Raw genomic sequence first — 12,627 nt, forward strand, 5'->3', positions numbered from 1 at the left:
ATTGCAAGCCATCGTGCTGCGCTTACGATACAAGGTTTGGGCGGGAAAACTACAAGATACGCTCTAACCGCAGGGCTCATTGGTCGGCACCGCTACGGACCTCGTCGCTGGAGCTGTTGACCCTTTGGTGGTCGACGAGCTCTTGCCCGGATGGCGACCTAATCACTTCGTCGACAAGAAGCTGACGCCATTCGTTCGCGGTTATTGAGAATTTTCTGCGGACCGAGAGCGACTCAGCGTAACGATCAACTGCCCTGTGGACTCGAACCGAAAGGCGTGGAGCGGCCAATACCGGCGCCGACAGGCTGACAAAATTCGACAACCAAGTGCAGCGATTGCCTCATCGACACGGACCCGATCGATGACCTCTCGTCCGTACTTGGCCACTACGTGGAAGAGGTCGTTCACAACCTCGGCTTGCGAGCAGTGCATTCGCTGTTATGGACGGAATGGACAGTATGAGCTTAAGGCCATGTCTAGAATAGATGGGCGATAGCAAGCGGAAACGGTTTGCAGACGCTCACTTGGTCGCACACGCGTAGATAGCCTCGGTCGAGACCGGTCTCATTAGAATATCTTTCCGACCTTCGTATCGTTTCATAATGGCATTCCCACGGTTCCAAGCTGCTTCCGTTTTTCCGTTGCCGCGGCATGCGCCCTTCATGTACTTTCGGAGCATGCAATCAACGAGAGCGGCTTCGCCCCCTGATTTTCCGGTGCAAGCCGCCTTCCATGCAGCAGGACGGCATTGAGGCCCGTCACGAAGGTTGTTATCGACAGTAATCATCGCGACATTGCCGTACTCAGTTTTCAATCCCAGTGACGCCCATTTCTTTAGCCGCTGTGTGTACTTTTTGAGAGCAATGTCAATCTGTGCTTGCTTGAAAATGGGATCGTGCACCGCTTCTCTCATCACTGCGTAAAATTTAGGGTCGCAGGTCAGGTTGCCTTGTCGGTTTGCGTCACATAACCAGTGTGCGTCAACACAACCCTTCTTCATCGGTATTCCGAGTTTGCCAAAGATTTGGTCGAACCGCTCCTGGCTCCTCTTTCGAAAAGCCTGAACGATGTCAGGGAAGTTGTCCTGCGTGAAGTCAAGAATTCCGAAAGTCATTCCATCGAGGCCGAAATAACCATCAAATTGCTTGGATCGGCACTCTCCGGTAACGGCGGATAGAAAACCGCCGAATGCACCTGATGCCGGGCAATTCGCGATCTGCTGGCATAACGGATCAAGGCGAGAATCGCTTTTGTTAGCTGACATCCCGCAAGGCGACAGCCATACCAGATGCGGATCTTTGCCACTCGTTAGCTGGCGTAGCAACTTCCCGCCAGCCTCGCTGGTTGCGCGACACTTGTCCATCGAAAGGCTAGGACAACTCTGTGCGAGAGCCAAATTGACGTTGAGGGCAAGGGTGGCGACGAATGTGATAGTCATATATCGAAGTATTGCGCACATGACTAATCCCTTCCATCGTCGGTCGGCGGCGTCTACGAGGTCAACATGTCAAATACCTATCACAGGCTTTTCTAAGCATTGACAGTTATAGGCGCGGCATTGGCATGTTGGCAACGATTAAATGCGGATGAAGTGTGGGGCGTCGAACAGACATTCAAGAATTTCGGGAGGCCGGCGTCTTGGTGCGTCTAGGGCGGCGAATTCTAACGACCGCTTCGAAAAACCGCGACCGTCTTTTTTGGGTCGAGGCTGTGCGAAAACGCAAAAGTACTCGGTTTCGGGTGTCCCTTTACCCTTCCCGTCCCGCGTTTTTGCCAAGCCGATACAACGCGATCTGAAGGGTCGATTTATTGCGCGCCGCATTCAGCATGCGTTTTCACACGACCTAAGTCGTTTTCTGTCGACGAAGCAACGCATCGTACATCGTCCTCCAAACGAGCGACCCAGATCCTGCCGGGCGAAGTTCATCCGGAGAGCCCAAAAAAGCGATCGGCAGTACGCCTCTTTGCGGACGTTCGCCGCTTCCCGGTTTGACAGTCGTCATTTTCGGAAGCGGGCGATAAATGTTGCTTGCGAAATGCTTGCATACCGCTTTCTCTTCGTCTATTAATTGAAAGGGTAGGGAGCATTTCGCCTGCAAAATGCAGAAATGGAGATGTCTCGCCTGAAGGAGCGAAGGACATGAAAAAGACTTCCGCCGGGTGGTCAGTGACTCTTATAGCGTTAGTGACCGTTACCGGACTCTCGAACGCTGCTGAGTGTGGCCTGGAAGAGGAGTTTGAGCAGACAAATATCAAGGTGAAGGCAGGAATCACTCCGATTTGGGCTCACCCCCAACGCCTGTCAGTATTTTTCGAGTCGTCGTTAAATACGAATACCGATGGCACGCGGCGATCCTACAGCATCGATGATTTTTGGGGCAAGAAAACTGCGCTGAATAATCTTTGCAACGCAATGACTGATGCTTGTAGTGGACTGAACGACGAACCATCGCTTAGAAAGCGGCGGGAAACGACCCAGAAGCAGGCGGCCAATGGATGGCCGAATGTCAAAATCACACATATCTCGCCCCACATCATCGCCTTCGGAAAAGACGGAAAACCCTGCCCACCCATCGACGGATATCTGATCTCTGCTACGGCACTGCACAAGAGGAAACATGTGGCTTGTTCGCCCGATGCATATATAGACGCTTTGAAAGTGCCTGCGCTTGTTGTACCGGGTCGTCCCGACAAACGAATACCGACATGGTTCGAGTCGAATGGTGTCGTCCCGGGCGACCTCGTGGTCGCGATCGGGCCACGCGGCGACCACGTCTATGGAGTCGTTGGCGACAGCGGCCCGTCGAAGAAACTCGGTGAAGCATCCATCTCGATGAATGGCCAATTACTTGGAAAGACAGAGGAGCCGAAGAATTATCAACAGATTCGAGGACGAGAGGGTGGTTCTGGTTGGGAAGTGTCCCGCGCAAGTGTTCTGATATTCCCAAACACCAGACGCGCCGGTGATCCTTATATGACGGCCCCGGAAATTGAAGCCGCAGCGAAGGACAGATTCTCGGCTTGGGGCGGCCCCGACCGCCTCAAAGCGTGTATCGTCGAATATCGCGCTAAGACTGATCAAGCCGGTCAACGGGCTAGGTAAGCTACGGGGTTTCTACCTGGTCTCATTTCCTGCGAAACACGCCGTAGTTCGAGGGTTGCCATGTGCTTCAGAGCCAATTTTTTCGTCCTCCTTCTGTTCCTCACAATGAACGATGCGTTTGCTGTCGATTGTCTCGGAAAACTCCGAGAGAACATCGGCGGCGCGAGCCAGTTGATGTTACTTGACGATGGCGGGGTTATGGCGTTTTCTGGGATTCGAACAGTACTCCTTGCCGTGCGTTCGGAAGATAGCCAACGTAGTGTGGGTGAGACACATCAAGGTCCTTCGGTGGACAACTCGAACGTGTATGCGGCAGCAGCGCCAGACGGCATTCGAAATCATGCGCCGGTGGGTAGCTATGGTGTCGCTATAGACAGAAAGAAGCAAGTTGCTGTTCCGTTCGTAGTAGCGGACACTACTTCGGAATTTGGCGAGGCTTCAGGCGCGCTTGCCAAGAGGGTACGTGGCGTGCGAAAGGACGCAGACAATTTTTCGAATACGCAGCACCAAGGCAACTCTGTATTGTGGGTCTTCTTCGGGAAGAAGTTCGGCACCGCGACCGACATAAAGTACTCGGAAGCCACCAATAAAACCGCCGCACAAGCATTCAAGCACTGGGGAGGCAAAGCCCGTCTTAGTGCATGCTTGGTCCGTGCGCCGAGGATTTAACTTCCCGTGTGGTGTCAGTTCTGCATAGCTGATGCGTACGGCATGACGTGTATCGTGCTCTTGCACGTCCCCGGCCAGGCGCGAGTCGTGGGAACTGCGACAGCGCTCTAAAACAATGGCCGCCGACGTGTCTATGATGTTTGCCGTTAGGCCTGTTAAGGAGTAGACCCATGCCAGAGAGCACCTTTGTCCATCCGTTGTTTGGCGAAGTTCGCTTTGAAACGAGACACGACTATTGGAAGCGTGGGGATCACATCACGTTTATCAGCGGATTTGACTCTGCCGACGTGACTCCGATTTTTATACCTCAGCTCAAAGACATCCCAGGATCCAACGGCGGAAAACTGCGCTTCCACAAGCGCGGTCAGCAACAGTTGCTAGACGTCTTCCACGAAATTGAAGCTCAAGCGTTGTTGCGCTTTGTCAAAACTTGCGCAGGGACATTGAACCGACGTCTGCGCAAACCGACAAGCGGCGCGCTCAGCAAACTTCCGTCCAACCACGCCTTTGGAATTGCTATCGACATGAACGAAGATGATCCAGGGTTTGGTGATTCGGTCGCTCCCGTCGCACCGATCTTTCAGAAGTATGGATTTATGTGGGGAAAATCATTCAACGATCCAATGCATTTCGAGATAGAGAAGTTTCGAGAAGCGTAACCGTGCAGCCCGTTCAACGGCCAGGCAAACAGCGAGCCTATTGAGGCGAACGCCATTCGCCCCACGGGAAGTCATCGATCATCTTCGCATCGTGCGACGCGGTGGCTGTCTCATATATCGTTTGCGCGTTCGGGTTGATGTACTTGATCGCATCGAACTTCGACGGATCTACTTCAACGTATGCCCAGATCGCGTTAGCGAAGTCCAGATCATGACGCAAAGCTTCGATAGTCGACGGTTCGAACTGGACCTCCGCGCCGCTCCCGAACTCCGTCTCTACCCAAAGCCCGAGGGCTTGCACTATGTTCATCATGGCGTGGTCAATCGTCTCGCCCCACGAATGGCAATTCGAAAAATCCGGAATGGTGACGCCGTGGACGGCCCCTTCATTCTTGCGGATGGCAACTGGAAATCTCGCTGTCATCCCTCACTCAAAGATTTTGACGCCGTGTTTCTCGACGAGCTGTAGCATGCGAGCGGCAATGCCGCTCGGCGCTTTCCCGTTTTCCCGCTTCTGGACCGACGATAGGCTCGTGTTGAGGTACCGTGCGAAGAGAGCCTGACTCACATTGACGCCCTTGCGAATTCGGGCGACAGCGGCAGCGTCGAAATGCGGGACCTCCGCGAGGCAAAGCTCGTCGTACTCGCGCATTGTCTTTGCGTCAATCCCGTTCAATTTGCGTATCGCAGAGGCGAGGCGATGAACCGAGCGCGCGCCGTGATCTTCGAAGTCGAAGACCAATCCGATCTCGGTCTTTTTCCTTGCGACCTTGTGCGTCGCAGGCCGTGCTGCCGGCTTCGCTTCAGGATGTGCCTTTCTCTTTGTCATCACGGACGCCGAGCTATTATCGAAGCAAAACTATAGCATTAGATGCTACATATCCCGAACGGCAGAAGTGTCCGATTTCTATCCTGTCAATTACACTCGCTCAAGCATAGAACATGCGTCCGCAAAATTTCTGACTTATGAGTAATTACTCCGCGAGTGGATGCTGACGAACTTTTCTGGTTGTCGTTCATTTTGATTCTCCTTGAGGATGCGTCCGCCCTTCGCCGAAAATCTGTCTCTCAGAACAACCACCATAGGACATGAAATTATGCAAACCGCCTCGGACATTTACCTATACCGTAATGCATTGGTTGTGTGCGCCACCGAACATACCGGTCTGTATCGCACACATAGTGTCGTATGCATTCGACGGATATTCAGCGGCGTGCGGCCAGACAACACTGCATTTGAAGCCAGAGAAAAAAAGAATTTTGGCGATTCCCTCGAATGGATCGCAAGTGAGAGAGAGGGCCATCATGACGAGCATCTGTTTCGACAATACATCTCCGCCCGGAGCGGACCATATCTATCTGGTAATCACGACCTGGGGTCTCGACGAAATGACCATCGCTGACAACCAGAGAACGACCGATGCTCCTCTCGAACGTTTTGCCAGCGGCCGTGGAAAGACTCCCACCGAGTTTTTTCTGCGTGCCAGCTGACGCCGGTGATCGATTTGCCTGACACAGCACAAGGACACTCTGTGACGCCCGGCACGCACCGATCGAAGGTAACGTGCCCGCTTACCGGTGTGATCCGAACAGTTCCGCTGAGACTTTTGACGTGCCTGCAACGAGATGCACGTCTACTTCGAGTCGGCTAATCAGCGAGTTCGTAACTCTATGCAGTCTCCTCGTCGCGACGGCGTTCTCAGGAGAATAAAAATGCGCAAGGCACTGAGCAGAGGCATCCTTGTAAGTCTCGTAATCACTCTTTCGGCGTGCGGCACTGTTCCGCCAATAGGCTCAGTTAACGGTGAGACTATCAATGCGATTCGCACCGATCTCTCCTCGCGAGCGGACGAATATCAAACCGGCAGCAAGGCGTGGGGAAATAAAGAGTTCTGGAATAACGGCCCTCTCATTCTCTTTGGAGCGGGTAGCGTAGCTGCAGCAAGTTTCGCAAGTGGCGCGGCCAAGGCGAACTGGCTTGTCGGCCTGGCGTTAGCAGCAGGAGTCTGGGCGCTGACATATTCGACGCTCGCCCCGGAGACCAAGCAGGACGCTTATTCAGCCGCCGCCACGCAGTTTAGCTGCCTCGCCTCATCGACCGCCAGCGCTGACGATACGATAAATCCCAGTCTGACTACGCAACAAAATCAGTTGACCGTTTCGACCAAACTGCTGGCCACCCAGTTAGGAAATGCCGCAGACAAACGTGCGAAGCTACCAACTTCCCTCTCGAGTGCTGACCAGGTTCAGGTGCTCAAAGCTGATGCTTTAGTTGACAAAGCCAACGAGGCCCTCACCTCTGCAAATACCGAGCTTTCGGCTCATAGCACGATCCTGCCTACGCTCAAAAATCTCCTTTATACAATCGACCGCAAAACCCAACTGGCCGCGCGTGGGAAGGTGTTGACGCCCGGCGACGTCAACGGCGCTCTCGCAAGCGCTGGTGGTACAGGAAAACCTCCAACTGCGGAAAACACGAAAGGTGGCGCGGGGTTACAAGGGCGACAAGGCGGTGGACCCACGGCAACGGCCGCTCCCTCAAAATCCGCTCCTGTTCAGGACTATGTGCAGTTCGCCGATGCAGTCACTACACTGGCAACAAATCTGACGAACACTCCGATAGTGAGAGACAAAACATATTCGAGCGTGATGACAGCAATCAAGCAATGCGTAACAAATTAATCGCGAAACTCCCTGGCGCTCCGAGGAAATCATGCTACTTCAGATTACGCAGATCGACTTGCCTCATCAGCCACCGGCTTCCGAGCCCTTTCGAACTGTGCCGATCTCGGTCGATCCTCAGCTTCATTCCGAATGGTGTTGGGCGGCAGTGGCCGCCGGTATTAATGCATATCTCCGCCACACGACGGACCTCACCCAATGCGGCATCGCATCGTTAGTGACCGGCGGCCAGTGCTGCAAAAATGGCAACGGAAGCGTATGTAACCAGCCCGAAGACCTAAACGATGTACTAACCCTCATCGGCTTCGCTGTTGAACCCTTGGAGACGGTATCCGTTGAGGAACTCGCTGACCGCATCGACAGAAAATGCGCCATTGCTGTTCGGGTACGGTGGCCTGATGACAGCGGACATTTTCTTCTCTTGACAGGGGTGGAAGATGCGCAAAACCCGTCAAGCATCAAGGATATTCTTGTTGCAGATCCCATCTACGGAAGTGGCGTATGTTCTTATCAGGATCTGCAGACCGACTTCCTGAAACAGGGCGGTGTATGGAGCAACACCTACTTTCCGGAGTAACGGTCATGGCGCTCACGTGCAAACCTTATCCAGGTGATGTCCGCCTTATGGGAACTCAGGTCGCCCGCGCGCTTGCGGGTCTTCGAGAACCAGTCGGAGCGACTGACAAACTCACCATGCACGGCCCGTTTCCGATGTATGTCACAGATCCAAAGCGCTATGCGCGTGGCGCGACGCGGTGCTCCACGCGGCAAATGGGTTGGCGAGCTTTGGTCAGTTCGCGCGGCCGCGCAGTGGCAAGCGTCAGTCTTCCTCGTTCTGACAGCGAGAGCACTTCGATCCATATCCGAGGCAGAGAATCGGCAACCGCGCTCCACAGTGCACTTGAAGCGGGAATCAAGTGGCTGGAGAAGAACAACGTTTCGGCCGAACTCCGCTTTATTTCTTTTCCTTCACTTTTCATCACGGCAGTTTGGCTCCATTGCCACACGCCGCGCTTCATCCCCACTCGCATCGCCACCAAACGTCAGATCAATCCGCCAGTGCTTACACGGACGGAGTTGATGCGATGCGTCGCGCGAGCGCGAAGCGAAAGACACGGGCAAAGTCGAGCGAAGCGCGTGCATCAGATTGATAATTGACAGATATCTCCGTCCCGGTCCGGACATGCGCCGATCTTCGTGGCATCAGTCCTACGCGACGTCTGCATTACTTCGCTCTGTCAGGCCTTGTCGGACGGGGCATTCAAGGGTTTGTGCCGCGCAATCGACTCGCCGCGAAGCCGGTCACCTTACTAGCTTGCGTTGTCACTACGTTAAGCAACCGTCGCATTATCTTCCCATCAGTTTCCAGGCGCCTTGCCGGACCGGATTTAGGTGCGATCAACCCAAGCGGAAATACCAGCCCACGGCACAGCTGATGGCGATCGCGCGCATTCGCGTTCAAGCCATGCAGGGTGACGAACTGCGCGTCCGTCGGCTGTTCGAGCGCGACGATTGATTACATGCCCGCAGCGAGACTGAAGGAAAACGTCCGGGCGTGTCTTGCGGCGAACTCAGGCTTGTGCGACAGCGTTCCAGACGCTCGACTTGACGGAATCCGCATAGGCATAAAAGTGCAGTGATTCGATTGCTTTCGCGTTGGCGGCGGCGGCATAAGCGGCTATCTCCGCGGCGGTGGCATGTGTGAGTTCGCCTGCCATCGGAACGATGCGCTCGACGGGCGCACCAGCGGCTTTCCATGCCTCGATCGATTTGTCGTAATTGTCCTGGGGCTCACCGTGCCCGATGATTCCGCCATCCGAGCGCCAATAAGCCTGCGGCAGGAATACCGTCGAATGTTTGAAGAAGGCCGCCCACGGAAGTTTTGGAAAGACCTTGTTCGCGCGATAGTGCGACGTGACACCGAAGACCTGATCCCCTTGCATCGATGACACGATCGCCTTGCAGAACGTATCCGCAAGCGAGTCCAGGCCGGGCTGGTCCCAGTCGTACGGCTTGCCTGGCTTTCGCTCGGGGTCCACGTAATATCCATCGAGGCCTTTCCCGAACAGCGCGACCACCTTCTTTGCCTCATTCATTGCGGGGTCTGCCTTGGCTGAAGGCCAGCGCCAGCCGAAGACCTTGATGCCCTTCGCGTGAAAGGCGTTGATCGCCTTGACCATGTCGTTGTCGGTTCGTATGGCCACGGCCGTTGCTCCTATCTTTACCGCCTTATCTAGGAACTGATTGACGTCGTCATAGTTCACGACCCAGATCGTCTTTGATTTCATCCCTCTCTCTCCTCTCGAGAAGATCGTGCTGTTCCCTGAATGACGTCATGTGAATGGCGCGACCCGATCAGGCATTCGGCTAATTCCCGAAGACAGCGCCTTGCGACGCGGCTAACGCAATCAGTGTCCATCGGACGACCAATGGGGCGGGTCTCCCGCGAAAAGCGCCTTGATTACGCCGAAAGTCCGTCCCACCTTCCTTAGATCCGAATTCATGCCATTGCGAGGCGCGGAATTGATGGTGACTTTCTTGCCGTCGCCATCTGTGAGCGTGAGCGTGCCCTTCCACAAGATCGTCATGTCGATCGCCTTGCGTTCGGTGTGCCGGCTGTGCAGCGTCGGCTCCTTCACGATGCCGTATGCATCGACCATCTCCTGGGCGCCCCGTTTCGACGCCGCATCGTTACCGTGATCCCACTGGATATCGACGCCCGGCTGCGCTGGCACGTCCTGCGGCCGAACGTCGTCGTGTGCGATCGAGAAAGCGTAGTGCATCAGGTAAGCACGCTCTATGGAACGGTAAGTCGAACTGATGGCCACTGTTGCGCCCGCTGTCTTCAACGACGCAATGAACGCATCCACGCCGGTCTTAAAGGTGCGTTCGAGCTCTGCGGTGGATCGAGTGTCGGGAAAGCGCGCGAACCACGCCGGGCCGCTCAGCTCCGTGCGCGTCAGCACTTCGTCGCTGAGCCCATGGACGACCGCCAGTTGCTCTAGGATCGATTCCTTGTAAGCGACCAATGCAGCGCGCTGGCCGGACAAGCCCTTGCGCTGCATGAGGTCGTCGAGCACGCCGAGGCTCTCGAGGAGCGACTTCGATTCGACGCCTGAAATGATCGGTTGAATCCCGCTGCGCGTCGTCCTCCGAATTCCAGCGGTGGCGCTCGGCTCCGTGGGCAGCTTGCCTGTCGGGACCGTCCTAGATTGCTTGAACGATCGATTCACCGCCTGCCTGTTCGTCGCCATGATAGGGCTCCGCTTTGATTGACTTTCCAGATGGGGCTGTCCTGATCCTCGCCGCCGTCACATCGATGTGTTCACCGCCACATGCAACAGACTCAACGAACGGAGCGTCATGAACCGGAAGAAAAGCGATCTCCCGCCGCCAAGCCGGGCCGGGCAACTGGTTAATACGTGCTTTCTTGTCGCGAGAGATAGCTCCTATCAATCCAACGATGATCAAATGAGCTATTCGACCTCTCAAATTCAAGCTAGCAAACGCATTACAGTTTGTCCAGACCCTTGGTCCGTCCAAAGCAGCCATGGCGTTCGATGACGGCAAGAATTACCTGTTCGACGCTTGGGCGATTCATCCAAAGGTTGAGTAGTTCGATGAAACCGGACCATGTGGAAGCGCGTACGAAATGAGTTGACGTTTTGCTTTCCTGACATACGCTTGCATTTAGCATCGCGCGGGGTCCGGTGTGCCTCGCGAAGGAATGATCGAGCGTTGGATCACTCGGGAATCATCCGGTGGTGGTCGCAGGATGCGAATCAATAGGAAATCCGCTGGGCGACATGAACGTTGCCAAGACATCATCCATGTGTGCGAGTCACACGTTTGAGCTGCACGCGTGGCGCCCCGCGTTGGCGTGGCTTGCGGCTCTCTGCGCTGCATGGGCCATCGATGCGTTCGGTTCGCCCGCGCACGCGGAGCCGGTCACGACCTACCGGGGACTCTGCAACGCATCTGCGGGTATCGATCTCGGGGCGGGTCACTTCGTCGTGGGCGATGACGATATCGACTCGCTCGTCGTCTATCGATATGGGATGCCCAACGCCGTCGACGAAGTCAGGGTGGGCGATTACCTCAACGCCTCCGCCAGCGAGGACGACGAAGTGGATCTCGAAGGTGCCGCGAGGATCGGCGACCGGATATATTGGATAGCGTCGCACTCGGGCAAAAACGGCAAGCCACGCCCAACACGGCAGCACTTGTTCGCGACGCGTATCGTCACGAAGGGCGCCGTGCCCACCGTGGTGCCGCTCAATACGAAGCCATACGACAACCTGCTGAGCGCGCTCGCCTCGGACAGCCGCTTCGACGAACTGAAGCAAGCGATGAGCAAGGGTGCCGAAGAAGACCACGGCTTCAACATCGAAGGGCTGGCCGCCACGCGGGATGGCGGGTTGCTGATCGGCTTCAGGAACCCGCTCGTCGCGAAGAACGGCAGTCGGGACGGGCGCGAGGCGCTCGTGCTCGAACTCAAGAATCCAGCCGAGGTCGTGGAACACGGCGCCAATCCCAAATTCGGCGATCTCGTCCATCTCGATCTCGGCAATCGGGGCGTGCGAAGCATCGAACTCATCGACGGCAAATTTTTCATCGTCGCGGGGCCGCTCGACGGAGGCACGCCCGGCGATCCCGCGTCGCGATTCGCGATCTTCAGATGGGACGGTTCGTCGGACGCGACGCCCACGCACTGGAAGGACATCCAGCCGTCCACCCTTCACGCGGAGGGACTGTTCGAGATCGCCGGCACTCGGAAGATATATTTGTTGAGCGACGATGGCGACGATCAGCGCATCTGCAAGAAAGGTCGTGACAAGAGAAAAATGACTAACGATAAAACCTTCCGGGGCATGGCAATGGATCGATGAGCGTTTCCATGTCGATCGACGTCGATGACATGCAGCGCGGGTGATCGGATTTAGCGCAGGCACCAATTCTGCGAAGCATCGCGCGTCTGACCAGGACCGAATCTCGAGGTGCAGCTTTCCCGTGATGCCGGGCTCCCGCGTGGTCTTGAAGTCGATCGCGACGCTCTCCGTTTTCCCGTTCGACACGTCGATATCGTCGGTTTTCGTCTCGCCGTCCATTCATCCGAATGTGGCCTTCCACGATCCCCTCGTGCCGGGTTCCGGCGGCGAGACGCGCACGATATAGCCGTGCGACTGAACAGGTCCGTGCCTTCGAGGTGCTCGTCCGGCCAGAACCGGCAGGATCGGCACGGCGTCCTCGTGCGCGGTTAGTCGTGCGGTCACGACTCGACGCTTGAGCCTTGGGCTCGCAGCATGAACATAAACGAGTCCAAGATTTCTGCCGCACCCCCACCGGAGCAGCATTCCGTGCATTAACACTGCGCGCGTTCGAACAGCGGCGCAGGGTCGAAACGATGCATCGACAGATGGTTAGGACAAGTTGGCTGCGGTGGGAAGGCGTGAACGTCCAGAATGCACACCATAGTAGCCTCACCAACGTCGGCATCTGAACGTCGGCTTTGGC

General features: G+C 55.8%; 12 protein-coding genes. 7 read left to right on the forward strand and 5 right to left on the reverse strand.

Going from position 1 to position 12,627, the window contains the following annotated elements:
* Nucleotides 1-520 precede the first annotated feature (520 nt).
* A complete protein-coding gene (locus tag P0D73_RS45070) occupies nucleotides 521-1,438 on the reverse strand; it encodes a hypothetical protein (RefSeq protein WP_408436156.1) in 918 nt (305 codons plus the stop codon).
* 702 nt (nucleotides 1,439-2,140) lie between these two features.
* On the opposite strand from P0D73_RS45070, the gene P0D73_RS45075 reads away from it, so the two are divergent.
* The 3 genes from P0D73_RS45075 (at nucleotide 2,141) to P0D73_RS45085 (ending at nucleotide 4,431) form a co-directional block, all read left to right on the forward strand.
* Nucleotides 2,141-3,103 carry a hypothetical protein gene (locus P0D73_RS45075; protein ID WP_408436159.1) on the forward strand — a complete coding sequence of 321 codons (963 nt, stop codon included), beginning with the start codon at nucleotides 2,141-2,143 and terminating at the stop codon, nucleotides 3,101-3,103.
* 60 nt (nucleotides 3,104-3,163) lie between these two features.
* Complete coding sequence (locus P0D73_RS45080) at nucleotides 3,164-3,772, forward strand: hypothetical protein (protein ID WP_408436162.1); 609 nt, start codon at nucleotides 3,164-3,166, stop codon at nucleotides 3,770-3,772.
* A 170-nt stretch (nucleotides 3,773-3,942) separates the two neighbouring features.
* On the forward strand, nucleotides 3,943-4,431 hold the full coding sequence (locus P0D73_RS45085; protein ID WP_408436165.1) for a M15 family metallopeptidase: 489 nt from the start codon (nucleotides 3,943-3,945) through the stop codon (nucleotides 4,429-4,431).
* Nucleotides 4,432-4,468: 37 nt separating this feature from the next.
* On the opposite strand, the gene P0D73_RS45090 is transcribed toward P0D73_RS45085, so the two are convergent.
* Together P0D73_RS45090 and P0D73_RS45095 are read right to left on the reverse strand one after the other, a co-directional pair.
* Complete coding sequence (locus P0D73_RS45090; RefSeq protein WP_408436168.1) at nucleotides 4,469-4,855, reverse strand: type II toxin-antitoxin system HicB family antitoxin; 387 nt, start codon at nucleotides 4,853-4,855, stop codon at nucleotides 4,469-4,471.
* Between the two features lie 3 nt (nucleotides 4,856-4,858).
* Nucleotides 4,859-5,260 (reverse strand): helix-turn-helix domain-containing protein, encoded by a 402-nt coding sequence (locus P0D73_RS45095; protein ID WP_408436171.1) that lies wholly within the window; start codon nucleotides 5,258-5,260, stop codon nucleotides 4,859-4,861.
* Nucleotides 5,261-6,144: 884 nt separating this feature from the next.
* Here P0D73_RS45095 and P0D73_RS45100 point away from each other — a divergent pair.
* The gene (locus P0D73_RS45100) at nucleotides 6,145-7,113 is read left to right on the forward strand and encodes a hypothetical protein (RefSeq protein WP_408436174.1); all 969 of its coding nucleotides are present in this window, start codon (nucleotides 6,145-6,147) and stop codon (nucleotides 7,111-7,113) included.
* Nucleotides 7,114-7,144: 31 nt separating this feature from the next.
* On the forward strand, nucleotides 7,145-7,690 hold the full coding sequence (locus P0D73_RS45105; RefSeq protein WP_408436177.1) for a papain-like cysteine protease family protein: 546 nt from the start codon (nucleotides 7,145-7,147) through the stop codon (nucleotides 7,688-7,690).
* Between the two features lie 994 nt (nucleotides 7,691-8,684).
* Here the strand turns inward: P0D73_RS45105 and P0D73_RS45110 are convergent.
* Nucleotides 8,685-9,401: a hypothetical protein gene (locus tag P0D73_RS45110; protein ID WP_408436180.1), complete on the reverse strand. Its 717-nt coding sequence runs from the start codon at nucleotides 9,399-9,401 to the stop codon at nucleotides 8,685-8,687.
* A 120-nt stretch (nucleotides 9,402-9,521) separates the two neighbouring features.
* Complete coding sequence (locus tag P0D73_RS45115; protein ID WP_408436183.1) at nucleotides 9,522-10,367, reverse strand: hypothetical protein; 846 nt, start codon at nucleotides 10,365-10,367, stop codon at nucleotides 9,522-9,524.
* A gap of 552 nt (nucleotides 10,368-10,919) precedes the next feature.
* Here P0D73_RS45115 and P0D73_RS45120 point away from each other — a divergent pair.
* Complete coding sequence (locus P0D73_RS45120) at nucleotides 10,920-12,002, forward strand: DUF3616 domain-containing protein (RefSeq protein ID WP_408436186.1); 1,083 nt, start codon at nucleotides 10,920-10,922, stop codon at nucleotides 12,000-12,002.
* 121 nt (nucleotides 12,003-12,123) lie between these two features.
* Nucleotides 12,124-12,288, forward strand: a complete 165-nt coding sequence (locus tag P0D73_RS45125; protein WP_408436189.1) for a hypothetical protein — start codon at nucleotides 12,124-12,126, stop codon at nucleotides 12,286-12,288.
* Nucleotides 12,289-12,627 lie beyond the last annotated feature (339 nt).

The organism is Paraburkholderia sp. RL18-101-BIB-B, from assembly GCF_046026985.1.
GTDB lineage: Bacteria > Pseudomonadota > Gammaproteobacteria > Burkholderiales > Burkholderiaceae > Paraburkholderia.